The sequence below is a fragment of the Streptomyces sp. CB01249 genome (genome assembly GCF_001905735.1).
GTDB lineage: Bacteria > Actinomycetota > Actinomycetes > Streptomycetales > Streptomycetaceae > Streptomyces.
Genome location: NZ_LISW01000003.1, coordinates 800,581 through 824,778, shown reverse-complemented (window position 1 = coordinate 824,778; position 24,198 = coordinate 800,581). Strand labels below are relative to the sequence as shown.

20 protein-coding genes and 1 other RNA gene are annotated in these 24,198 nt (G+C 71.5%); 18 read left to right on the top strand and 3 right to left on the bottom strand.

Features of this window, described 5'->3' with window-relative positions; genetic code table 11:
• The first annotated feature begins 338 nt into the window (after nucleotides 1-338).
• From AMK18_RS19405 to AMK18_RS19390, 4 genes are all read left to right on the top strand, one after another.
• Entirely contained in the window at nucleotides 339-2,006 is a 1,668-nt protein-coding gene (locus AMK18_RS19405) for a serine/threonine-protein kinase (protein ID WP_073863705.1), read from the top strand.
• Between the two features lie 177 nt (nucleotides 2,007-2,183).
• Nucleotides 2,184-3,425, top strand: a complete 1,242-nt coding sequence (locus AMK18_RS19400; protein WP_018100802.1) for a protein kinase domain-containing protein — start codon at nucleotides 2,184-2,186, stop codon at nucleotides 3,423-3,425.
• Between the two features lie 69 nt (nucleotides 3,426-3,494).
• On the top strand, nucleotides 3,495-4,601 hold the full coding sequence (gene prfB, locus AMK18_RS19395; RefSeq protein WP_018100801.1) for a peptide chain release factor 2: 1,107 nt from the start codon (nucleotides 3,495-3,497) through the stop codon (nucleotides 4,599-4,601).
• Nucleotides 4,602-4,728: 127 nt separating this feature from the next.
• The gene (locus AMK18_RS19390) at nucleotides 4,729-5,358 is read left to right on the top strand and encodes a hypothetical protein (protein WP_073863704.1); all 630 of its coding nucleotides are present in this window, start codon (nucleotides 4,729-4,731) and stop codon (nucleotides 5,356-5,358) included.
• Between the two features lie 6 nt (nucleotides 5,359-5,364).
• On the opposite strand, the gene AMK18_RS19385 is transcribed toward AMK18_RS19390, so the two are convergent.
• A complete protein-coding gene (locus AMK18_RS19385; RefSeq protein WP_018100799.1) occupies nucleotides 5,365-5,562 on the bottom strand; it encodes a hypothetical protein in 198 nt (65 codons plus the stop codon).
• 268 nt (nucleotides 5,563-5,830) lie between these two features.
• On the opposite strand from AMK18_RS19385, the gene ftsE reads away from it, so the two are divergent.
• From ftsE to AMK18_RS19330, 11 genes are all read left to right on the top strand, one after another.
• Nucleotides 5,831-6,520 (top strand): cell division ATP-binding protein FtsE, encoded by a 690-nt coding sequence (gene ftsE / locus AMK18_RS19380; protein ID WP_018100798.1) that lies wholly within the window; start codon nucleotides 5,831-5,833, stop codon nucleotides 6,518-6,520.
• Between the two features lie 23 nt (nucleotides 6,521-6,543).
• Nucleotides 6,544-7,461, top strand: a complete 918-nt coding sequence (gene ftsX, locus AMK18_RS19375) for a permease-like cell division protein FtsX (RefSeq protein ID WP_018100797.1) — start codon at nucleotides 6,544-6,546, stop codon at nucleotides 7,459-7,461.
• 68 nt (nucleotides 7,462-7,529) lie between these two features.
• Entirely contained in the window at nucleotides 7,530-8,717 is a 1,188-nt protein-coding gene (locus tag AMK18_RS19370; RefSeq protein ID WP_073863703.1) for a S41 family peptidase, read from the top strand.
• 18 nt (nucleotides 8,718-8,735) lie between these two features.
• On the top strand, nucleotides 8,736-9,224 hold the full coding sequence (gene smpB / locus AMK18_RS19365; RefSeq protein ID WP_018100795.1) for an SsrA-binding protein SmpB: 489 nt from the start codon (nucleotides 8,736-8,738) through the stop codon (nucleotides 9,222-9,224).
• Between the two features lie 122 nt (nucleotides 9,225-9,346).
• Nucleotides 9,347-9,734, top strand: a transfer-messenger RNA (tmRNA) gene (gene ssrA / locus AMK18_RS19360).
• Nucleotides 9,735-9,945: 211 nt separating this feature from the next.
• Nucleotides 9,946-10,341 (top strand): DUF2975 domain-containing protein, encoded by a 396-nt coding sequence (locus AMK18_RS34920; protein ID WP_198957034.1) that lies wholly within the window; start codon nucleotides 9,946-9,948, stop codon nucleotides 10,339-10,341.
• Between the two features lie 72 nt (nucleotides 10,342-10,413).
• Complete coding sequence (locus AMK18_RS19350; RefSeq protein WP_073863702.1) at nucleotides 10,414-12,540, top strand: glycosyltransferase; 2,127 nt, start codon at nucleotides 10,414-10,416, stop codon at nucleotides 12,538-12,540.
• Complete coding sequence (locus tag AMK18_RS19345) at nucleotides 12,537-13,781, top strand: acyltransferase family protein (RefSeq protein ID WP_020207257.1); 1,245 nt, start codon at nucleotides 12,537-12,539, stop codon at nucleotides 13,779-13,781. The genes AMK18_RS19350 and AMK18_RS19345 overlap by 4 nt, the downstream gene beginning before the upstream one ends.
• Nucleotides 13,782-13,910: 129 nt before the next feature.
• Complete coding sequence (locus AMK18_RS19340) at nucleotides 13,911-15,242, top strand: nitrate/nitrite transporter (RefSeq protein ID WP_073863701.1); 1,332 nt, start codon at nucleotides 13,911-13,913, stop codon at nucleotides 15,240-15,242.
• 129 nt (nucleotides 15,243-15,371) lie between these two features.
• On the top strand, nucleotides 15,372-16,541 hold the full coding sequence (locus AMK18_RS19335; protein ID WP_026171213.1) for a uroporphyrinogen-III synthase: 1,170 nt from the start codon (nucleotides 15,372-15,374) through the stop codon (nucleotides 16,539-16,541).
• A 38-nt stretch (nucleotides 16,542-16,579) separates the two neighbouring features.
• Nucleotides 16,580-17,152, top strand: coding sequence for a GNAT family N-acetyltransferase (locus tag AMK18_RS19330; protein WP_073863700.1), 573 nt, complete (start codon nucleotides 16,580-16,582; stop codon nucleotides 17,150-17,152).
• Here AMK18_RS19330 and AMK18_RS19325 read toward each other — a convergent pair.
• Nucleotides 17,149-17,688 (bottom strand): GNAT family N-acetyltransferase, encoded by a 540-nt coding sequence (locus tag AMK18_RS19325; RefSeq protein ID WP_073863699.1) that lies wholly within the window; start codon nucleotides 17,686-17,688, stop codon nucleotides 17,149-17,151. The two genes, AMK18_RS19330 and AMK18_RS19325, sit on opposite strands and share 4 nt — an antisense overlap.
• Nucleotides 17,689-17,793: 105 nt before the next feature.
• On the opposite strand from AMK18_RS19325, the gene AMK18_RS19320 reads away from it, so the two are divergent.
• From AMK18_RS19320 to AMK18_RS19310, 3 genes are all read left to right on the top strand, one after another.
• Nucleotides 17,794-20,175: a HelD family protein gene (locus tag AMK18_RS19320; protein WP_026171212.1), complete on the top strand. Its 2,382-nt coding sequence runs from the start codon at nucleotides 17,794-17,796 to the stop codon at nucleotides 20,173-20,175.
• A gap of 405 nt (nucleotides 20,176-20,580) precedes the next feature.
• Nucleotides 20,581-22,014 (top strand): NAD-dependent malic enzyme, encoded by a 1,434-nt coding sequence (locus AMK18_RS19315; protein ID WP_018100786.1) that lies wholly within the window; start codon nucleotides 20,581-20,583, stop codon nucleotides 22,012-22,014.
• A 353-nt stretch (nucleotides 22,015-22,367) separates the two neighbouring features.
• On the top strand, nucleotides 22,368-22,649 hold the full coding sequence (locus tag AMK18_RS19310; protein WP_017237029.1) for an HU family DNA-binding protein: 282 nt from the start codon (nucleotides 22,368-22,370) through the stop codon (nucleotides 22,647-22,649).
• 85 nt (nucleotides 22,650-22,734) lie between these two features.
• Here AMK18_RS19310 and murA read toward each other — a convergent pair whose 3' ends face one another.
• Entirely contained in the window at nucleotides 22,735-24,075 is a 1,341-nt protein-coding gene (murA, locus tag AMK18_RS19305) for a UDP-N-acetylglucosamine 1-carboxyvinyltransferase (protein ID WP_018100785.1), read from the bottom strand.
• Nucleotides 24,076-24,198 lie beyond the last annotated feature (123 nt).

Here is a 24,198-nt window from a genome sequence, read left to right as displayed (position 1 = left end):
TGATTCCCCCCACCCGGCACGGACGCGTCGTCCGGTACAGGTTCGTCACGCACTGCGGGGCTCCCGACCCCGCAGTCGTGCTCCAGGCATCCTCGCACCTGCCACTGACAACACGCCCGGCGGTCATCAGTTAGTGATCTTGAAACGTCTGCTGTGGCCCCAAAAAGTGCGCCATGACCGGTTTCCCGGCGCACGCCCTGGCAACCATCCGCCCCGGAAGGACGTCTTCCCCCGGTACCCGGACCCGGCCGCCCTTCCCCGTACAGCCTCTAGAGTGGGCCGGAAACTCCGGGGGTACCCGGAACGATCCACACCACGACCAGCAGGGAGCGCATGACGTGCGGCCGGTAGGCAGCAAGTACCTGCTCGAGGAGCCGCTGGGACGCGGCGCCACGGGCACCGTCTGGCGCGCCAGCCAGCGCGAGGCGGCGGGCGCCGAGGCGGCCGTGGCCGGCCGGCCCGGCGAGACCGTGGCGATCAAGGTCCTCAAGGAGGAGCTGGCCAACGACGCGGACGTGGTGATGCGGTTCCTGCGGGAACGCTCCGTCCTGTTGCGGCTGACCCACCCCAACATCGTGCGCACCCGCGACCTCGTGGTCGAGGGCGACCTCCTCGCCCTCGTCATGGACCTGATCGACGGCCCCGATCTGCACCGCTACCTGCGCGACAACGGCCCGCTCACCCCGGTCGCCGCCGCGCTGCTCACCGCGCAGATCGCCGACGCGCTCGCCGCCAGCCACGCCGACGGCGTCGTGCACCGCGACCTCAAGCCCGCCAACGTGCTGCTCGCCGACCCCGACGGCGCGATGCGCCCGATGCTCACCGACTTCGGCATCGCGCGCCTCGCCGACTCGCCGGGCCTGACCCGGACCCACGAGTTCGTCGGCACCCCCGCCTACGTGGCGCCGGAGTCGGCCGAGGGCCGCCCGCAGACCTCCGCCGTCGACATCTACGGCGCCGGCATCCTGCTGTACGAGCTGGTCACCGGCCGCCCGCCGTTCGCCGGCGGCACCGCGCTCGAAGTCCTGCACCGGCACCTCAGCGAGGAGCCGCGCCGCCCCAGCACCGTTCCCGAGCCCCTGTGGACGGTCATAGAGCGCTGCCTGAGCAAGGACCCGGACCGCAGGCCGAGCGCGGAGAACCTGGCCCGTGCCCTGCGTACCGTCGCCGAGGGCATCGGGGTCCACGCGAGCGCCGCGCAGATCGCCGCCGCCGACGGGGTCGCCGCCCTGCTCGCGCCCGACCCGGCGCCCACCGCCGTACCCGAGATCCCCGGCGCGGCCGACCCGACGCAGGTCCTGCCGAGCAACGCCGGCTCGTACGACCCGAACGGGGTCACCAGCGTCCTGCCGCACGGCGGCGTGCCCGGCGGCGGCTCCCAGGCCGACCCGACCACCGTCATGCCGCCCGTGCCGCCGCGCCCGGACAGCGACCCGCGCCCCGAGGACCCGCACCCCTGGCAGTCCCAGCTCCGGGCCGCGCGCGACCGCAACGAGCAGACCCAGGTCCAGTACCTCGACCCGAGCGAGGACCCGCTGCGCCGCCGCCCGCAGCGCCGCCAGCAGCAGCCCCCGCAGCAGCCGCGCGACCGGCAGCCCGGATACCAGCAGCCGCAGCAGCAGCCCCAGCACCAGCAGTACGGGCAGCAGCAGCGGCAGCAGTACCAGCCGCAACCGCAGCAGCAGTACCAGCCGCCGCAGCGCCAGCAGTACCAGCCCCAGCCGCAGCAGCAGGCGTACGCGCCGCCGCAGCAGCCCCAGCAGCCGCAGCGCGCGCCCCGCGAGCCGAGGCAGCGCAGCGCCAACCCGATGAAGATCCCCGGGCTCGGCTGCCTCAAGGGCTGCCTGTTCACGCTGGTGCTGCTCTTCGTGGCGAGCTGGCTGATCTGGGAACTGACCCCGCTCAAGGACTGGATCGGCCAGGGCCAGAGCTACTGGCACGCGATCACCGACGCCGTCACCACGGTGAAGGACTGGATCTCCGAGCTGGGCGGCAGCAGCGGCTGACCCCGCCCGGAGGCGTACAACTCTGTAGCTATATCGACTTCCGCGGACCAATTCCGAGGCAATTCGCCCGCAGAAGCGAAGGTTGGCGCCAACCACGGCACGCGGGCCCCCGATCGCCGCGTAACTTTGTCGACCGGGGGTTGTTGGGGTCCATCGCCAGCCGCTGAGGGAGCAGTCTTGGCACGGAAAATCGGCAGCCGGTACACCGCCCACCAGATACTGGGGCGCGGCAGCGCCGGCACGGTGTGGCTCGGGGACGGCCCCGAGGGCCCCGTGGCCATCAAACTGCTCCGCGAGGACCTGGCGTCCGACCAGGAGCTCGTCGGCCGGTTCGTCCAGGAGCGCACCGCGCTCCTCGGCCTGGACCATCCGCACGTCGTCGCGGTCCGCGACCTCGTCGTGGACGGCAACGACCTCGCCCTCGTCATGGACCTGGTCCGGGGCACCGATCTGCGCACCCGGCTCGACCGCGAACGCCGACTGGCCCCCGAGGCCGCCGTCGCCGTCGTCGCGGACGTCGCCGACGGCCTCGCCGCCGCGCACGCCGCCGGGATCGTCCACCGCGACGTCAAGCCCGAGAACATCCTGCTGGACATGGAAGGGCCGCTCGGCCCCGGCAACGCCCACCCCGCGCTGCTCACCGACTTCGGCGTCGCCAAGCTCATCGACACCCCGCGCCGGACCCGGACCACCAAGATCATCGGGACGCCGGACTACCTGGCCCCCGAGATCGTCGAGGGCCTGCCGCCGCGCGCCGCCGTGGACATCTACGCCCTGGCCACGGTGTTGTACGAGCTCCTCGCGGGCTTCACGCCCTTCGGCGGCGGCCACCCCGGCGCGGTCCTGCGCCGCCATGTCACCGAGACCGTGGTCCCGCTCCCCGGCATCCCCGACGAGCTCTGGCAGCTGCTCGTCCAGTGCCTGGCCAAGGCCCCCGCCTCCCGGCTGCGGGCCTCGGAGCTGGCCGCCCGGCTGCGCGAGCAGCTGCCGCACCTGGCCGGCATCCCGCCCCTGGACGTGGACGAGCCGGACGAGGAGCCGGAGGCCCCGCAGGGCTACGACGAGCAGCAGTACACCCCGTCCGGCGACGAGCCCCGCAGGCGCGGCGCGGTCCCGCTGGTGCCCGGCTCGACCCCGGACTCCAACCGCGACACCCACACGAGCATGCGCGTCCCGGCCCCCGACGAGCTGTCCGGCGGCCCCCGGGGTACCGCCCGCGCCCCGCGCGCCCCCGGCCGGCCCCGCCCCGGCTCGGCGCGCAACAAGTCGGCCGCCGTCCGCAAGCGCCGCCTGACCCTGGGGGCCGCGGCCCTGGTACTGGTCGCCGGCATCGGCGTGGGCGGCTGGTTCGCGTGGGGCGGCGACGACACGGACCCGGGCCCGCAGGACACGAAGAACTCCGCCCCGGCACAGCCTTAGGCCGGGTCCCGGAAGCGGTGATCCGGCAGCCCGAGGAACGTACGCGCCGACAGCCGTTACGCTGGACCCGTGGCAGTCGTCGATATTTCCGAAGAGCTGAAGTCCCTCTCCTCGACCATGGGGTCGATCGAGGCCGTCCTGGACCTGGATGCGCTGAGGGGGGACATCGCCGTGCTCGAGGAGCAGGCGGCCGCCCCGTCCCTGTGGGACGACCCCGAGGCGGCGCAGAAGATCACCAGCAAGCTTTCCCACCTCCAGGCCGAGGTCCGCAAGGCCGAGGGCCTACGCAGCCGGATCGACGACCTCGAAGTCCTCTTCGAGCTCGCCGAGGCTGAGGGCGACGCCGACGCGCTCGCCGAGGCGGAGACCGAGCTGGAGTCCGTGCGCAAGGCGCTGGACGAGATGGAGGTCCGCACCCTCCTCTCCGGCGAGTACGACGCCCGGGAGGCGCTGGTCACCATCCGCGCCGAGGCCGGCGGCGTCGACGCGGCGGACTTCGCCGAGCGGCTCCAGCGGATGTACCTGCGCTGGGCCGAGCGGCACAACTACAAGACCGAGGTCTACGAGACGGCGTACGCGGAAGAGGCCGGCATCAAGTCGACCACCTTCGCCGTCGAGGTGCCGTACGCCTACGGCACGCTCTCCGTCGAGCAGGGCACCCACCGCCTGGTGCGCGTCTCGCCGTTCGACAACCAGGGCCGCCGCCAGACCTCCTTCGCGGGCGTCGAGGTGCTGCCCGTGGTCGAGCAGACGGACCACGTCGAGATCGACGAGTCCGACCTGCGCGTCGACGTGTACCGCTCCTCCGGCCCCGGCGGCCAGGGCGTCAACACCACGGACTCCGCGGTGCGTCTGACCCACCTGCCGACCGGCATCGTCGTCTCCTGCCAGAACGAGCGCTCGCAGATCCAGAACAAGGCGTCCGCGATGAACGTCCTCCAGGCGAAGCTCCTTGAGCGCCGCCGCCAGGAGGAGCAGGCCAAGATGAACGCCCTCAAGGGCGACGGCGGCAACTCCTGGGGCAACCAGATGCGCTCCTACGTCCTGCACCCGTACCAGATGGTCAAGGACCTGCGTACGGAGTTCGAGATGGGCAACCCGGAAGCGGTCTTCAACGGCGAGATCGACGGCTTCATCGAGGCCGGCATCCGCTGGCGCAAGCAGAACGAGAAGTAGGCCGAGAAGCGCCGCAACTCCCCCTGGAACAAGGCACATTGGCCCGGAACGGCCTTGACGTTCCCCGTGACCCCCGGCGAGGGTGCTGGAGCAGCCCGACGAGAACGGCTCCAGGGGGTAGCGGTACATGACGAAGAAGACGCGCATCCGCGTCGCGCGGACGGCGGCGGGCGCGGTGATCGCCGCGGGCGCCTCGCTGACCGCCGCGGGCGCGGCACAGGCCGTCGGCATCGGCGTCGACGTCGCGGGTGTGGAGACCGGCGTACGGCCCACCGCCGAGCCGGGGGCGGGGGACGAGGATCCGGGCGACGACGGCGACCCGTGCAGCCCGCTCGACCCGCGCTGCGGGCCCTCGGACCCGCCGGCCACCCCGTCGCACCCGTCGGTCCCGCCGACCGGCCCGGCAAAGCCGAGCGACCCGCCCTCCACGCCGGAGGACCCGCCCTCTACCCCCGCGCAGCCCTCGGCCACCCCCACGAAGGTCCCGACCAAGTCTGCGGACCCGGCTGACGGGCCCGGCGACACGGGGGCCAGTGGCGGCGGAGTGGGGCAGATCGGGGTCTCGGGCGGCGGTGGCAACACCGACACCGACTCGGTCGGCAATCAGCCGGTCGAACAGGGCAAGGGCAAGGACGAACTCGCCGAGACCGGCGCGGGCGGGACCGCGTTCCTGCTGGTCGGCGCCGCGACGATGATCGCCGGCGGCATCGGCTTCCGTGCCTTGCCGCGCCTGACGCGCAACCGTACGGCCGCCTAGCGGGCGCTACGCGGTCTGGTGGGCCAGGAGGGCCAAGGCGGTCAGGAGCACCACGAGGAGCGCGGCCAGCGCCACCGGGCTGATCCCGGCGAAGAGCCCCTGCCCCTGCTCCCGCATCCGTTCGCGGCTCGCCCGGCACACGGGGCAGCGACCCTCGGTGACGGGCGCCGCGCAGTTCGCGCACACCAGTCGGTCGTAGGTCATGCGCTTTCCTCCTCCCGCGCGGCGGAGCCGCACAAGCCATCTCTCCGCACAACGCTCACGGAAACGCAACCGTTCCCCTACCACTGTGCCAGCTCGCGGCGCATTCGGCCCGCCCCGCCGGTCATACCCGGGTCCCTTCCCCGCCGCGCCGCCCCGGAATCGGGGCCGTTTCACCGTAAATCACCCATCCCGGTACGCGTGCCTGCACGGCTCAGCCCGGTTCGCGTATGGTCACGCTCACCTACTCCCGGCCGACCGTGGTGCATCCGTGATCCGATTCGACAACGTCTCCAAGACCTACCCGAAGCAGAGCCGTCCCGCTCTCCGGGATGTGTCGCTCGACATCGAGAAGGGCGAGTTCGTCTTCCTGGTCGGCTCGTCCGGCTCCGGCAAGTCCACCTTCATGCGGCTCATCCTGCGCGAGGAGCGCGCCAGCACGGGCGCCGTGCACGTCCTGGGCAAGGACCTCGCGCGCATGTCCAACTGGAAGGTGCCGCACATGCGCCGCCAGCTGGGCACCGTCTTCCAGGACTTCCGCCTGCTGCCCAACAAGACCGTCGCGCAGAACGTGGCGTTCGCCCAGGAAGTGATCGGCAAGCCGCGCGGCGAGATCCGCAAGGCCGTGCCGCAGGTCCTCGACCTCGTCGGACTCGGCGGCAAGGAGGACCGGATGCCCGGCGAGCTGTCGGGTGGTGAGCAGCAGCGCGTGGCGATCGCCCGGGCCTTCGTCAACCGGCCCATGATGCTGATCGCCGACGAGCCGACCGGCAACCTCGACCCGCAGACCTCCGTCGGCATCATGAAGCTGCTGGACCGGATCAACCGGACCGGCACCACCGTGATCATGGCGACCCACGACCAGAACATCGTCGACCAGATGCGCAAACGCGTCATCGAGCTGGACAAGGGCCGTCTCGTACGCGACCAGGCGCGCGGCGTCTACGGCTACCAGCACTGAGCACCCAGCACTGAAAGGACGCCATGCGCGCCCAGTTCGTCCTGTCGGAGATCGGCGTCGGCCTCCGTCGCAACCTCACGATGACCTTCGCCGTCGTCGTCTCCGTCGCCCTCTCGCTCGCCCTGTTCGGCGGCGCGCTGCTCATGCGCGAGCAGGTCAGCACGATGAAGGACTACTGGTACGACAAGGTCAACGTCTCCATCTACCTCTGCGGCAAGGGCGACGCGGAGACGGTGGTCCAGTGCGCCAAGGGTGCGGTCACCAAGCAGCAGAAGGACCAGATCGAGAGCGATCTGAAGAAGATGGACGTCGTGGAGAAGGTGATCTACGAGTCCAGCGACCAGGCGTACAAGCACTACCAGGAGGAGTTCGGCGACTCCCCGATGGCCGGGAACATCACGCCGGACCAGATGCCGGAGTCCTTCCGGGTCAAGCTCCACGACCCCACCAAGTACAAGGTTGTCGCCACCGCCTTCGCCGGGCGGGACGGGGTCCAGTCGGTCCAGGACCAGAGAAGCATCCTGGACAACCTCTTCGGACTGATGAACGGCATGAACGTCGCCGCGCTGTTCGTGATGGCACTGATGCTCGTCATCGCGCTGATGCTGATCGTCAACACCGTGCGCGTCTCCGCGTTCAGCCGCCGCCGGGAGACCGGGATCATGCGGCTCGTCGGCGCCTCCGGCTTCTACATCCAGGCCCCCTTCATCATGGAGGCCGCCTTCGCCGGTCTGATCGGCGGTGTGCTGGCCTGCGTCATGCTGCTGGCCGGGCGCTACTTCCTGATCGACGGCGGTCTGGCGCTCAAGGACAAGCTGAATCTGATCGACTTCATCGGCTGGGACGCGGTCCTCACGAAGCTGCCGCTGGTGCTGGCGATCGGTCTGCTGATGCCCGCCATTGCCGCTCTCTTCGCGCTGCGCAAGTACCTGAAGGTGTGATGTGTGCCCCGTGAGGTGCACGCCCAACGTCCCCTGCGCCTCCGGGGCGTTGTCCTAGAATCGGCGCCATGTCGGACCCCGGATGTCGCATCGGGCCCCGCGGCCTGCGCCGCGGGGCGGCCCTGACGTTGGTCTTCGCCGGCGTCCTCGCCACCGGGGCCGCGACCGGCGCGCTGCCCCGCGGCGAGGCGCAGGAACCCCCGGTGCACCCCCGGTCCGTCGCCGCCACCGCCGACCGCGACGAGGTGGCCGAGGCCGCCGCCGACGCGGTCGCCGACGGCAAGTCCGGTACGGAAGCGGCCGAGGAGGTCGTCAGCCGCAGCGGCGACCGCTGGGGCGCGGTCTACGACGAGCGCGAGTACCAGGAGTTCGAGGAGTCCCTCGGCGGCACGTACACCGGGGTCGGCCTCGCCGCCCGGCGCTCCGCCGACGGCCAGGTCGCCGTCGCCCGCGTCCAGCCCGGCAGCCCCGCCGACCACGCGGGCATCCGCTCCGGCGACCTGCTCCGCACCATCGACGGCCGCCGCGTCGACCGGCTGCCCGTCTCCGACGTGGTGGCCCTGCTGCGCGGCGACCGCACCGGGGCGAAGGCCGGGAGCACGGTCAGCCTCGGCGTCCGCCGGGGGACCGCCACCCGGACCGAGACGCTGAGCCGGGCCAGGCTCACGGTCGAGTCGGTGACCGTGCGGCGGGTCGGGGCGCAGCGCTCGGGCCCGTCCGGCGCGGTGCGCATCGCGGTCGCCTCGTTCACCAAGGGCTCCGGGGCGGCCGTGCGCGACGCGGTCCGGGACGCGCCCGCGGGCGCCGGGGTGCTGCTGGACCTGCGGGGCAACCCGGGCGGACTGGTCACCGAGGCGGTCACCGCGGCCTCCGCCTTCCTGGACGGCGGCCTGGTCGCCACGTACGACGTGCACGGCGAGCAGCACGCCCTGTACGCGAAGCCGGGCGGCGACACCGGGCGCCCCGTCGTCGTGCTGGTCGACGGGGGGACGATGAGCGCGGCCGAGCTGGTGACGGGGGCGCTGCAGGACCGGGGCCGGGCGGTCACGGTCGGCTCGCGGACCTTCGGCAAGGGCTCGGTGCAGATGCCGAGCAAGCTCGCGGGCGGCTCGGTGGCCGAGCTGACCGTGGGCCACTACCGGACACCGGCGGGCCACGGGGTCGACGGCAAGGGCATCACACCCGACCTCGCGGTGAGCGCGCGGGCCCAGGAACGGGCCGAGACGGTATTGAGTGGCCTCGGGGGTGGGTCGTAGTGCGAAAATGGCCGCACTATGGCTAAGGAAAAGGACACCGGGCGCAAGCTCATCGCGCAGAACAAGAAGGCGCGCCACGACTACACCATCCTCGACACCTACGAGTGCGGGCTCGTGCTCATGGGGACCGAGGTCAAATCGCTGCGCATGGGCCGGGCGTCCCTGGTCGACGGCTTCGTCCAGATCGACGGCGGCGAGGCGTGGCTGCACAACATCCACGTCCCGGAGTACGTCCAGGGCACCTGGACCAACCACTCCGCCAAGCGCAAGCGCAAGCTGCTGATGCACCGGGCCGAGATCGACAAGCTGGAGTCGAAGTCGCAGGAGACCGGCCACACCATCGTGCCGCTCTCGCTGTACTTCCTGAACGGCCGGGTCAAGGCCGAGATCGCGCTCGCGAAGGGCAAGAAGGAGTACGACAAGCGGCAGACGCTGCGCGAGAAGCAGGACACCAGGGAGACGAACCGCGCCATCGCGGCGGCCCGCCGCCGTCAGCGCAGCGCCTGATCCGGACCCGGCGCCCGCCGCCGGCCCCTCCGGCAGGAATACGCTGGCATCGTCGTGCGTTGGTCACGTACGATGGCAACGCACCCCACGGAGGGTGTGGCACCACCTTGAAAAATCAACATGGGGATGATCGGTTTCGACAGCGGATGTCGAAGCAGGGGAAGCGAGTCGAGGAAGCGGCAATGATCTCGTAAACCATATGTCGCAACCAATAATCGCCAATTCCAAGCGCGATTCCTCCGCCTTCGCCCTCGCTGCCTAATTAGCAGCTAAGCGAAGACTCTGCGGAGTGTCAGCCCGGGGGTGATCCCGACCCGGATCCTGGCATCATCAAGGGATCTAAACTTCTGAGTCCGGTCACGGGTCTCAGAAGGAAATCAAACAGTGACTGGGCCTGTCGGAGGCTTGTCCGCGTGACCTCCGAGGCCGAGAAAAGCGTAGCGGACTGCACTCGGAGAAGCCCTGGTTCCGCACCGTTGGACGCGGGTTCGATTCCCGCCATCTCCACAAATTCCCATGTGGGCGAGGACCCCGCTGCCACCCGGCAGCGGGGTCCTCGTCGTTTCTGCGTCCGGGTGTGCCGGGAGGCCGGGCGTGCGCTACATTCATGGACCGGGTGCACTGTGGTAGGGGGCGCGTGGACAGGGTGGGGGCCCGTCCGGCGGCACACAACCGGTCAGTTGCGCGCACCCGATCCTGAGTGGGGGAAGTGCGTACACCAGTGGAAACTTGGCGTGAAGGTGCCCATGCGGGGCACACACACGAGCCGAACGAAGTCACCATCCAGCTGGACGGAATCGGACGGCAGCTCTCCGAGCTGCTACCGGAACCATCCGCTCCGGACGACTCCGACGGCCCCGTCTTCGTGGACGAGAGCGGCCGGCGCGGCAAGACGCTGCGCCGCCTCGGCTGGGTCCTGGCCGCGGTCTTCGTCTGTTACGCGACGACCCTGGTCGTCGCCGTGCTCGGCGGCAACTCCACCGCCCCCGGACTCCCGCTGACCGGTCAGGAACAGCAGGTCACGGACACCACCGGGAACGAATCGACGGCCCCGGACGCCGGACTTCCCACCGGCGGGTCCCCGGACCCCGCGCAAGGACAAGAAGGCGCCGACTAGATGACCACCCCTGCCCCCCGGGGCAGGCGCAACTCCCACAGGAAGAAGCAGACCCGCCGGCGCAGACTTCCCATGCGCTACATGCTGCCGCTCCTGTTTCTCGTTGCCCTGCTCGCCATGCTGATGCTGCGTGGCTACGTGCACAGCGAAATCCTGGCCGACCACCGCATCCGGCCCCCCGTCGCGACGGACCGGGTGCCGGATCAGGTGCTGGAGGGCGGGCCGGTCATCGACGCGCGGTCCACCACCGAGCCCGCGAAGACCCTGCGCATCCCGGACCACCGGATCGTGCTGACCTTCGACGACGGCCCGGACCCGGAGTGGACGCCGAAGGTGCTGGACGAGCTGAAGAAGTACGACGCCCACGGCGTCTTCTTCGTCACCGGCACCATGGCCTCGCGCTACCCGGACCTGGTCGAGCGCATGGTCAGGGAGGGGCACGAGGTCGGGCTGCACACCTTCAACCACCCCGATCTCTCCTACCAGTCCACCAGCCGCATCGACTGGGAGCTGTCCCAGAACCAATTGGTGCTGGCCGGTGCGGCGGGCATCCGCACCTCCCTCTTCCGGCCGCCCTACTCCTCGTTCGCCGACGCCATGGACAACAAGTCCTGGCCGGTCACGCAGTACATCGGCAGCCGCGGCTACCTCACCGTCGTCAACAACACGGACAGCGAGGACTGGAAGCGGCCGGGCGTCAGGGCGATCATCAAGCGGGCCACGCCCAAGCACGGCAAGGGCGCGGTCATCCTCATGCACGACTCCGGGGGGAACCGGTCCCAGACCGTCACCGCCCTGGGGAAGTTCCTGCCGAAGATGCAGAAGCAGGGATACACGTTCGACAACCTCACCGACGCGCTCGGCGCACCCAGCGCGCACTCCCCGGTCACCGGTTTCGACCTGTGGAAGGGCAAGGCGTTCGTCTGGGCCGTGGGCGTCTCGGAGCACATCACCGATGTGATGGTGGCCGGGCTCGCGGTGATCGGGGTGCTGGTCTTCGCCCGCTTCGGGCTGATGCTCGTGCTGTCCTTCGTCCACGCCCGCCGGGTCCGCGGACGCGGCTTCAGCTGGGGCGAACCCGTCACCCGCACGGTGACCGTCCTGGTGCCCGCGTACAACGAGAAGAAGTGCATCGCGAACACGGTGCGCTCGCTCCTGGCAAGTGACTATCCGGTCGAAGTCATCGTCATCGACGACGGCTCCACGGACGGCACCGCGGACATCGTCCAGCGGATGCGGCTGCCCAACGTCCGGGTGGTGCGCCAGCGCAACGCGGGCAAGCCCGCCGCCCTGAACAACGGCATCGCGCACGCCCGCAACGACATCATCGTGATGATGGACGGCGACACGGTCTTCGAGCCGACCACCGTCCGCGAGCTGGTGCAGCCCTTCGGGGACCCGCGCGTCGGGGCCGTCGCCGGCAACGCCAAGGTCGGCAACCGCGACTCGCTGATCGGCGCCTGGCAGCACATCGAGTACGTGATGGGCTTCAACCTCGACCGCCGCATGTACGACGTGCTGCGCTGCATGCCCACCATCCCCGGCGCGGTCGGGGCCTTCCGGCGCCAGGCGCTGGAGCGGGTCGGCGGCATCAGCGAGGACACCCTCGCCGAGGACACCGACGTCACGATGGCCCTCCACCGGGACGGCTGGCGCGTCGTCTACGCGGAGAACGCCCGCGCCTGGACCGAGGCGCCGGAGACCGTGCAGCAGCTCTGGTCGCAGCGCTACCGCTGGTCGTACGGCACCATGCAGGCGATCTGGAAGCACCGCAGGGCGGTCATCGAGCGCGGGCCCTCGGGCCGCTTCGGCCGCGTCGGACTGCCGTTCGTCTCGCTGTTCATGGTCGTCGCCCCGCTGCTCGCCCCGCTCATCGACGTCTTCCTGCTGTACGGGCTCGTGTTCGGGCCCACCGAGAAGACCGTCGGCGCGTGGCTCGGCGTCCTCGCGGTGCAGCTGGTGTGTGCCGCGTACGCCTTCCGGCTCGACCGGGAGCGCATGACCCATCTGCTCTCGCTGCCCCTCCAGCAGGTCCTGTACCGGCAGCTCATGTACGTGGTGCTGCTCCAGTCCTGGATCACCGCTCTCACCGGCGGCCGGCTGCGCTGGCAGAAGCTGCGTCGCACCGGGGTCGTGGAGGCGCCCGGCGCGATGCCCTCCCAGCGGGCGCGCACCCAGGACCGGAGGCCCGTCGCATGACGCACCCACAGCAGTCGTACGGAATGCCGCACCCGGACGAACAGACCATGGCACTCCGCGTGGTGCTGCCCTCGCCCGCCGCCGGGCCCGCCCCGGCCGAGGCACCGGCCCCCGCGCCCGCCAAGGCCGGCCGGGACCGCTATCTCGACCTGCTGCGCGCGATCGCGCTCGTCCGGGTCGTCGTCTTCCACCTCTTCGGCTGGGCCTGGCTGACCGTCGTGTTCCCGTCCATGGGCGTCATGTTCGCCCTGGCCGGATCGCTGATGGCCCGGTCGTTGGCCCGGCCCGCCTGGAGCGTCATCCGGAGCCGCGTCCGCAGGCTGCTGCCGCCGATGTGGGCGTTCTGCGCCGTCGTCGTGCCCGTGGTCTTCCTGCTCGGCTGGAAGCCGGTCCGCGAGGAGGGCATCTGGTGGTTCCTGAAGCTGGGCTGCTACATCCTGCCGATCGGCACCCCGCCCTTCCCCTGGGAGAACGGCTCCGAGGGCGGCTGGCTGGAAACCTCCTGGGCGGAGCAGGGCATCGGGCCGCTCTGGTACATCCGCGCCTACCTGTGGTTCGTGCTGGCCTCCCCGCTGCTGCTCAAGGCGTTCCGGAAGCTGCCCTGGGTGACGCTGCTGGCCCCGATCGGTCTCACCGCCGTCATCGGCACCGGACTGGTCACCGTGCCGGGCTCGGCCGGTGAGGGCCTGGTGGACTTCGCGGTCTTCGGCTCCTGCTGGATCCTCGGCTTCGCGCACCACGACGGGCTGCTGAAGGCCGTCCCGCGCTACCTCGCCGTGTCGCTGGCCGCGATGCTGATGGCCTTCGCGCTGTGGTGGGGCGCCCACCACCTCACCGAGGAGGGCTGGAACCTGGACGAGATCCCGCTCGCCCAGGCCACCTGGTCGCTCGGGTTCTGCATGATCCTGCTCCAGTACGCCCCCTCCTGGCGGGAGCTGCCGGGCCGGCTGGCCGGGTGGGACAGCCTGGTCACCCTCGCCAACAACCGCGCGGTGACCATCTATCTGTGGCACAACATGCTGCTGATGGCCACCTTCCCGATCATCGACCTGCTCTGGGACGTGCCCTGGGTCGGCGACCACCTCGGCACGTACATCGACCGCGCGAACAACGCGTTGGCGCTGATCATCGTCTGGCCGCTGATCGGGCTGGCGATCCTCGCCGTCGGCTGGGTCGAGGACCTGGCGGCCAAGCGCCGCCCGAGGCTCTGGCCCAACGGCGCCGCCCGCGCCCGTACGTAACCGCGCTCTCACCGGGCCGGCACCGGCCCGGTGAGAGCAAGGTTGCCCACAGGTCACCTCGCGGCACGGCACCGAAACGCGCGCTTCCTAGGTTCGGGACGACACCCCGACCACCCGTGGAGGCGCGTGATGGCAGGCCGTTGGATCGAGCACTGGGACCCGGAGGACGAGACCTTCTGGCGGGACACCGGCGAGCGCGTCGCCCGCCGCAACCTCTGGTTCTCCGTCCTCTCCGAGCACATCGGCTTCTCCATCTGGACCCTGTGGTCGGTGATGGTGCTCTTCATGGGGCCCGAGTACGGGATCGACCCGGCCGACAAGTTCTTCCTGATCTCCACCGCGACCCTGGTCGGGGCCATTGTCCGGGTGCCGTACACCTTCGCGGTCGCCCGCTTCGGTGGCCGGAACTGGACGGTGTTCAGCGCGCTCACCCTGCTCGTGCCCACGATCGCCGCCCTCGTCGTGATGGAGCCGGGCACCTCGTACGGCACCTTCCTCGCGGTGTCCGCGCTGACCGGCATCGGCGGCGGCAACTTCGCCTCGTCCATGACGAACATCAACGCCTTCTTCCCGATGCGCAAGAAGGGCTGGGCGCTCGGGCTCAACGCGGGCGGCGGCAACATCGGCGTGCCCGTCGTGCAGCTGGCCGGGCTCCTGGTCATCGGGACGGCCGGGGCCACGCACCCCAGGATCGTGCTCGCCGCCTACATCCCGCTGATCCTGCTCGCCGCCGGATGCGCCGCGCGCTACATGGACAACCTGGCGCCCGTGCGCAACGACACCGGGGCCGCGAAGGAGGCGGTGCGCGACCGGCACACCTGGATCATGGCGGTCCTCTACATCGGCACCTTCGGCTCCTTCATCGGCTACAGCTTCGCCTTCGGGCTCGTCCTCCAGACCCAGTTCGGCCGGACCCCGCTCCAGGCGGCCTCGCTCACCTTCATCGGACCGCTGCTCGGCTCGCTGATCCGGCCGGTCGGCGGCCGGCTCGCCGACCGGTACGGCGGGGCCCGCATCACCCTCGTCAACTTCGCCGCCATGGCCGCCGCGACCGGCGTGGTCGTATACGCCTCCCGGATCGCCTCGCTGGCCGTGTTCCTCGTCGGCTTCACCGCCCTGTTCGCGCTGTCCGGGCTCGGCAACGGGTCGACGTACAAGATGATCCCGGGCATCTTCCACGCCCGGGCGATCGCCCAGGGGCTGCGCGGCGAGGAGGCGGCGGCCCGGGGGCGGCGGATCTCCGGTGCCGCGATGGGGCTGATCGGCGCGGTCGGCGCGCTCGGCGGGCTCGCCATCAACCTCGCCTTCCGGCAGTCCTTCCAGACCTCCGGCGCGGGCACGGCGGCCTTCTGGTCCTTCCTCGCCTTCTACGCGGTGTGCTCGGCGCTCACCTGGTCGGTATACCTTCGCCGCGCCGCGGCCGTACCGGCGAAGCCCCTGCTCGGCCATGCGGGGGTGTGATGATGGACGGGCGGTGCCGGGCGACGTAACGAGCGGGAAATACAGCTGAACCGGGCCTGTCACGCGGCATTGGCAGGCTCGGTCCTCCGCACCATCGAGCAGCAGCGGGACGAGAGCCGGGTAGACCTCATGCACGACGGACCACACGACGGCCGACAGCCGGACGACGCACCGTACGGGCCCCTCGCGGGCTTCACGGTCGGGGTCACCGCCGCCCGCCGGGCGGAGGAGCTGGGCACGCTGCTGCGGCGCCGGGGCGCCACCGTGGTGCACGCGCCGGCCCTGCGGATCGTGCCGCTCGCCGACGACGGCGAACTGCTCGCCGCGACCGAGCAACTGGTCGCCGAGAAGCCCGACGTGGTCGTCGCCACCACCGCGATCGGCTTCCGCGGCTGGATCGAGGCGGCCGACGGCTGGGGCATCGGCGACCGGCTCCTGGAGACCCTGCGCGGGGTCGAACTCCTGGCGCGCGGCCCCAAGGTGAAGGGCGCGGTACGCGCCGCCGGGCTGACCGAGAAGTGGTCCCCGGCCTCCGAGTCCATGGCCGAGGTCCTGGAACGGCTCCTGGAGGAGGGCGTACAGGGCCGCCGCGTCGCGCTCCAGCTGCACGGCGAACCCCTCCCCGGCTTCGTGGAGGCGCTGCGCGAGGCCGGTGCCGAGGTGGTCGGCGTCCCCGTCTACCGCTGGATGCCGCCGGAGGACATCGCGCCCCTGGACCGGCTCCTCGACCTCACCGCCGCCCGCGCCCTGGACGCGCTCACCTTCACCAGCGCCCCGGCGGCGGCCTCGCTGCTCGGCCGCGCCGAGGAACGCGGACTGCTCACCGAGGTCGTCACGGCGCTGCGCGGCGACATCGTGCCCGCCTGCGTCGGACCGGTCACCGCCCTGCCGTTGCAGGCGCGCGGGATCGACACCGTCCAGCCGGAGCGCTTCCGGCTCGGCCCGCTCGTCCAGCTGATCTGCCGTGAACTCCCCGCCCGCGCCCGTACGCTGCCCATCGCCGGACACCGCGTCGAGATCCGGGGCCACGCCGTCCTGGTGGACGACGAGCTGCGCGCGGTCCCGCCCGCCGGGATGGCCCTGCTGCACGCCCTGTCCCGGCGCCCCGGCTGGGTGGTCTCCCGCGCCGACCTGCTGCGCGCCCTGCCCGGCAGCGGCAGCGACGAGCACGCGGTCGAGACCGCCATGGCCCGGCTGCGCACCGCGCTCGGGGTGCCCCGGCTGATCCAGACCGTCGTCAAGCGCGGCTACCGGCTGGCGCTCGACCCGGCGGCGGACGCCAAGTACGCGGGGGCCTGAAGACGCTTCGCGGGCCGGGGCCGGATAGCGTTCCGGGCATGATCGATGATGCCCATCCGCTCCACGCGGGGATACGGCTGCGCCCCGTCAGGCCGTCCGACGCCGCGTCCTGCGCCGAGGCGCTGACCCGCAGCCGTGCGTACATGCGGCCCTGGGAGCCCCTGCGCCCCGAGTCCTTCTACACCGAGGAGGGCCAGAGCCGGCGGGTGGCCGCGCTGCTCGCGGAGCGGGAGGCGGGGCGCGTGATGCCCTGGGTGCTGAGCGACGCGGAGAACCGGGTGGTCGGCGGGTTCAACCTCAACGCCCTCGTGCTCGGCGCCTTCCGCAGCGCCGTCCTCGGCTACTGGGTGGACGTGGACCTCGCGGGCCGCGGGCTGGCCACGGCCGCCGTGCGCAGGATCTGCGAGCTGGCGCGGGACGAGCTGCGACTGCACCGGGTCGAGGCGGGCACCGTGCTGGACAACACCGCGTCCCAGCGGGTCCTCGCCAAGTGCGGGTTCGAGGAGTTCGGGCTGGCCCGGGGCTACATGCACATCGACGGCGAGTGGCGCGACCACCGCCTCTTCCACCGCCTCCTGCACGACGGCCCGGTGACCGGGGCTGAGGGCTAGACCCGGCGCGTGTGGACGTGGCCCTCGTGCGGCCACGGCGGGGTCGGGGGCAGCACCCCGGTGAGCGCGTACCCGGCCTTCTCCGCGACCCGGCACGAGGCCGCGTTGTCCACCTGATGCAGCAGTTCGAGGCGTACGAGCCCGACGTCGGCGAACGTCGCGGACGCCCAGCCGGACAGCGCTTCGAGGGCGCGCGGGGCGATGCCCCGGCCCCGGGCGGGCGCGATCGTCCAGTAGCCCACCTCCGCCGAGGGTGCGCCGGGCTCCGGGAACGACAGGGCGACATTGCCCACCGGGCCCGCCCCGAACTCCGGGTCCACCACCGCGAAGCTGTGCCGCAGCCCGGTCGCCCGGCCCTCCTCCTGGGCCCGCAGCCAGTGCGCGGCCGCCTCCTCGTCCGCCACCGGCGCCCGCGATCCGGCCTGCACGGCGGGGTCGCGGTACGCCTCGAGGAGCACCCCCAGATCGCCAGGCCGCCAGGGGCGCAGCACCAGGGAACCGGCCGTCGGACAGGTGTCGCGCGCATGGGCGTTCATCGGCTCATCGTACGAGGGGGTTCGAACGGCCCCCCGGCAGGTGCGCGAAGGGACCCCGTCGCATAGGGTTGACGGCTGCCCAGTGCACGTCAGAAGGGGGCCTCGGTGGCCGCGCAGGATGCCGCTGTCGATTCGTTGCGGGACCGGGAAATCGGTGTCGAGCAGGAACATCTCGACCGGGTGTACCACCGTCTCGAGGAGAAGATCCACGAGGCGGAATTTCTCATGGACGACGCCGTCAAACGCGGCCAGGTCGGGACGCCGGGGGCGCTCGCCGAGCGCGACGCCCAGGTGTTCCGCGCCGGAATCCACCTCAACCGGCTGAACAGTGAGTTCGAGGACTTCCTCTTCGGGAGGATCGACCTCCTGCTCGGCAAGGACGGCGAACGCGGCCCGGACGGCGCGTACACCTCCGTCGAGCCCGCCGACGACGTCGTGCGCGAGGACGACACCGCGGACATCGCCGAGACGCTGCACATCGGCCGCATCGGGGTCCTCGACTCCGACTACGCGCCGCTCGTCATCGACTGGCGGGCCCCGGCCGCGGCCCCGTTCTACCGCTCCACGCCCAAGGAGCCCGGCCGGGTGGTCCGCCGCCGCGTCATCCGTTCCAAGGGCCGCCGGGTCCTCGGCGTCGAGGACGACCTGATGCGCCCCGAGCTGACCGCCTACCTGGACGGCGAGAAGCTCCCGGTCGTCGGCGACGGCGCCCTGATGGCCGCGCTCGGACAGGCCCGCAGCCACACCATGCGGGACATCGTCTCGTCCATCCAGGCCGAGCAGGACCTCGTCATCCGGGCCCCCGCCGCCTCCGTCACGGAGGTCTCCGGCGGCCCCGGCACCGGCAAGACCGCGGTCGCCCTGCACCGCGCCGCGTACCTGCTCTACCAGGACCGGCGGCGGTACGCGGGCGGCATCCTCGTCGTCTCGCCGACGCCGCTGCTGGTGGCGTACACCGAGGGCGTGCTGCCCTCGCTCGGCGAGGAGGGCCAGGTCGCGATCCGCGCGGTCGGTTCGCTCTCCGACGACGCGGCGGGCCCCGCGGGCGCCACCGCGTACGACGAGCCGGCCGTCGCCCGGATCAAGGGTTCCTCGCGGATGCTCCCGGTGCTCCGCAAGGCGGCGCGCGGCGCGCTGGAACAGCCCGCGCCCCGGACCGCCTCCGCCGCCGGCGGGCAGCTGGAGTTCGGTGAGGCCGAGGAGGCCCCGCAGCCCGCCGGCACCCCGACCCGGCTGCGCGTGGTCGCCTTCGGTGCCCGGGTCGAGCTCCAGGAGGACGAGCTGCGGCGCATCCGCAACAACGTCCTCGGCGGGACCGCCCCGGTCAACCTGCTGCGCCCGCGCGCCCGCCGGCTGCTGCTCGACGCGCTGTGGAACCGCTCCTCCGGCCGGGGGCGCTACACCGATCCGGAGCTGGCGGCTGAGCTGCGTACGTCCTTCGACGAGGACGTGTCCACGGAGACCCCGTTCATCGAGTTCCTGAACGCCTGGTGGCCCGAGCTGACCCCGCGCGGGGTGCTCGCCGCGATGGCCGACGAGAAGCGGCTCGCCCGGTGGGCGCGGCGCACGCTCAACCAGGGCGAGGTGCGCCGGCTCGCGCGCTCCCTCAAGCGCCTGGACGCCGCCGGTCAGGGGCCGCTCTCCGTGCACGACGTGGCGCTCCTGGACGAGCTGCACACGCTGCTCGGCACCCCGAGCCGCCCCAAGCGCAAGCGCGAGGCGGACCCGCTGGACCAGCTCACCGGTCTGGAGGAGCTGATGCCCCGCCGCGAGGAGACCCAGTGGGAGCGCGCCGAACGGCTCGCCGCCGAGCGCACCGAGTACGCCCACGTCATCGTGGACGAGGCGCAGGACCTGACGCCCATGCAGTGGCGGATGGTCGGCCGGCGCGGCCGGCACGCCACCTGGACGATCGTCGGGGACCCGGCGCAGTCCTCCTGGTCCGACCCGGACGAGGCGGCCGCCGCCCGTGACGAGGCGCTGGGCAGCCGCCCCCGCCGTAACTTCACGCTGACCGTCAACTACCGCAACCCGGCCGAGATCGCCGAGCTGGCCGCGAAGGTGCTGGCCCTCGCCATGCCCGGCATGGAGTCCCCGGCCGCCGTCCGCTCGACCGGCGTGGTCCCGCGCTTCGAGACCGTGCGCGACGACGACCTGGCCGGGACCGTGCGCGAGGAGGCCCGCCGGCTGCTCGCCGAGGTGGACGGCACGGTCGGTGTCGTCGTGGCGATGAACCGGCGCGCCCAGGCCCGCGCGTGGCTGGCGGAGCTGGGCGACCGGGTGGTGGCGCTCGGCAGCCTGGAGGCCAAGGGGCTGGAGTACGACGCGACGGTGGTGGTCTCGCCCGCCGAGATCGCGGACGAGTCCCCGGCCGGGCTGCGCGTGCTGTACGTGGCGCTGACCCGGGCGACCCAGCAGCTGACCGTGGTGTCGGGGGAGCGGGACCTGCCGGACGAGGACGGGGTGCCCGACCTGCTCAGGGACTGAGGACGGGGGCGCGCGGAGGTCGTTTCCGGTCAACACGCGCTGCGGGAATCACTTTTCCAGGTGGTTTGTTAGCCTGGTGGTGACACCGGCTCGATCCAAGCCCCCGGGCCCAACCTTAGTCGCTTCGAGCGACCACTTGCCGCGAGGCGAGCATGGCGGGCCGGTGTCGTCAACTGAAGAAGAGGCCCGCGTCACCTTTGGGTGGCGCGGGCCTCTTCGCGTTCCCGGGGAGGGGTTCCGCTGCGCCGCAGTCTCTCGTATGGTGGAAAACAGTTTCCGCGCTGCGACAGTCATTAACGGCTACTCGTCGGTAGGTGCGAATATCGGAAGGCGTGTCCGCTGCCGGGCCTGCTCGGGCTTCGGACGCGCATAGCAATGAAGCTAAGGAAAGCGAAGGACTCGGCCATGGCAACGGCGCCCAGCGTCTCGTACTCGATGACGGTCAGGCTGGAGGTGCCCGCGAGCGGCACCGCGGTCTCCCAGCTCACCACGGCCGTGGAGTCCTCCGGCGGTTCGGTCACCGGCCTCGACGTGACCGCTTCCGGCCACGAGAAGCTGCGGATCGACGTCACGATCGCCGCCTCCTCCACCGCGCACGCCGACGAGATCGTCAAGGGGCTGCGCGGCATCGAGGGCGTCGTACTCGGCAAGGTCTCCGACCGTACGTTCCTCATGCACCTCGGCGGCAAGATCGAGATGGCGTCCAAGCACCCCATCCGCAACCGTGACGACCTCTCGATGATCTACACCCCCGGCGTGGCCCGGGTCTGCATGGCGATCGCCGAGAATCCCGAGGACGCCCGCCGCCTCACCATCAAGCGCAACTCCGTCGCAGTCGTGACGGACGGCTCCGCGGTGCTCGGCCTCGGCAACATCGGCCCGAAGGCCGCGCTGCCCGTCATGGAGGGCAAGGCGGCCCTCTTCAAGCGCTTCGCCGGCATCGACGCGTGGCCGATCTGCCTGGACACCCAGGACACCGACGCCATCGTCGAGATCGTCAAGGCCATCGCGCCCGGCTTCGCGGGGATCAACCTGGAGGACATCTCCGCGCCGCGCTGCTTCGAGATCGAGGCCCGGCTGCGCGAGGCCCTGGACATCCCCGTCTTCCACGACGACCAGCACGGCACGGCGATCGTCGTCCTGGCCTCGCTGACCAACGCGCTGCGCGTGGTGGGCAAGGGGATCGGGGACGTCCGGGTCGTCATGTCCGGCGCCGGAGCGGCCGGTACGGCCATCCTGAAGCTCCTCATCGCCGCGGGCGTCAAGCACGCCGTCGTCGCCGACATCCACGGCGTGGTGCACTCCGGCCGCGAGGACCTGCGCTCCGCCGACCCGGACTCGCCGCTCTGCTGGATCGCCGACAACACCAACCCGGAGGGCATCACCGGCACCCTCAAGGAGGCCGTGGTCGGCGCCGACGTCTTCATCGGCGTCTCCGCCCCCAACGTGCTGGACGGGGACGACGTGGCGGCCATGGCGGACGGCGCCATCGTGTTCGCGCTCGCGAATCCGGACCCCGAGGTGGACCCGGCGATCGCCCGCCGCACCGCCGCCGTCGTGGCCACCGGACGCTCGGACTTCCCGAACCAGATCAACAACGTGCTGGTCTTCCCCGGCGTCTTCCGGGGCCTGCTCGACGCCCAGTCGCGCACGGTCAACACGGACATGATGCTCGCCGCCGCGCGCGCCCTGGCCGACGTGGTCGCCGAGGACGAGGTGAACGCGAACTACATCATCCCCTCGGTCTTCAACGACAAGGTCGCCGGAGCGGTCGCCGGGGCCGTCCGGGACGCCGCGCGGGCCGCCGGAGCGACTGTGACGGCGCCCACGTCCGTCTGACCTACGGCGCGTCGCGGGTCGCGGCGCCCCAAACGCCCCTTTAGGGTGGGCGGGCGACGCGTCCCGCAGAGCCCCGCAATGCTGTGGAAGGCTCTGGGGGAGCCGACGGGATGTCACCACGACGAGGCAGTGGTGCTGTTCGCGCGGCTCCCGGAGGGTGCCGGATTGGCTTTCCCGCCGCAGGTGGGGGCAGGATGCTTCCTCAAGGACTACGTCCAGGGGAGACCCCACAGGGCGCGAGGTCTACCGGACCCTCTCAAGGGCGGACCCGGGTACGGGGACTGTCCGAGGGCCCTGGCAGCATCGGCTTCGATCTCACGCCTCACAGGCAAGAAGAACACGGGAGTAACAACATGAACCGCAGTGAGCTGGTGGCCGCCCTGGCCGACCGTGCCGAGGTGACCCGCAAGGACGCCGACGCCGTGCTGGCCGCTCTCGCCGAGACCGTCGGTGAGGTCGTCGCCAAGGGCGACGAGAAGGTCACCATCCCCGGTTTCCTGACCTTCGAGCGCACCCACCGTGCCGCTCGCACCGCTCGTAACCCGCAGACCGGCGACCCGATCAACATCCCGGCCGGCTACAGCGTGAAGGTCTCCGCGGGCTCCAAGCTCAAGGAAGCCGCCAAGGGCAAGTAAGACCCCTGGGCACGACGGAGGGCGGCCACCCCACCCGGGGTGGCCGCCCTCCGGCATTCGGCCCTCCAGCGGCCGCTCAGGCCCGTCAGACCAGCGAGCCGCCCGGCAGCTCGACCTTCGCGCCCAGCTTCTCCAGCTTGTCCATGAAGTTCTCGTAGCCCCGGTTGATCAGGTCGATGCCGTGCACCCGGGAGGTGCCCTGGGCCGCGAGGGCGGCGATCAGGTACGAGAAACCGCCGCGCAGGTCCGGGATGACCAGGTCCGCGCCCTGGAGCTTCGTGGGGCCCGACACGACCGCGGAGTGCAGGAAGTTGCGCTGGCCGAAGCGGCAGTCCGAGCCGCCCAGGCACTCGCGGTAGAGCTGGATGTGCGCGCCCATCTGGTTCAGCGCGGAGGTGAAGCCGAGCCGGGACTCGTACACCGTCTCGTGGACGATGGAGAGGCCCGCGGCCTGCGTCAGCGCGACGACCAGCGGCTGCTGCCAGTCCGTCTGGAAGCCGGGGTGCACGTCCGTCTCCAGCGCGATGGCGTTGAGCGCGCCGCCCGGGTGCCAGAAGCGGATGCCCTCGTCGTCGATCTCGAACGCGCCGCCGACCTTGCGGTAGGTGTTCAGGAACGTCATCATCGAGCGCTGCTGGGCGCCCCGGACGTAGATGTTGCCCTCGGTCGCCAGTGCGGCGGACGCCCAGGAGGCGGCCTCCAGGCGGTCCGGGAGGGCGCGGTGGGTGTAGCCGTCGAGGCGGTCCACACCGGTGATCCGGATGGTCCGGTCGGTGTCCATCGAGATGATCGCGCCCATTTTCTGCAGGACGCAGATCAGGTCCTCGATCTCCGGCTCCACGGCCGCGTTGGACAGCTCCGTGACGCCCTCGGCGAGCACCGCGGTCAGCAGCACCTGCTCGGTGGAGCCCACCGAGGGGTACGGCAGCCGGATCTTGGTGCCGCGCAGCCGCTGCGGGGCCTCCAGGTACTGCCCGTCCGCCCGCTTCTCGATGGTCGCGCCGAACTGGCGCAGCACGTCGAAGTGGAAGTCGATCGGCCGGCCGCCGATGTCGCAGCCGCCGAGCCCCGGGATGAACGCGTGGCCCAGGCGGTGCAGCAGCGGACCGCAGAACAGGATCGGGATGCGCGAGGAGCCCGCGTGCGCGTCGATGTCGGCGACGTTGGCGCTCTCGACGTGCGTGGGGTCCAGGACCAGTTCGCCCGGCTCCTCACCGGGGCGGACCGTCACGCCGTGCAGCTGGAGCAGCCCGCGCACCACGCGTACGTCGCGGATGTCGGGCACGTTGCGCAGCCGGCTCGGCCCGCTGCCGAGCAGCGCGGCGACCATCGCCTTGGGCACCAGGTTCTTGGCGCCTCGGACGCGGATCTCGCCCTCCAGCGGGGTTCCGCCGTGGACAAGCAGGACATCGTCTGTGCCGGTCATGAATCTCGCGTTCCGGAGTGGTCGGGCAGGGGGCCAAACGAAAGAGTAATGGCCCCGCACCCCCGTTCCGTAGGGGAACGGGTGGTGTACGAACGTCATGAATCCGCCACAACACGCTCTGCT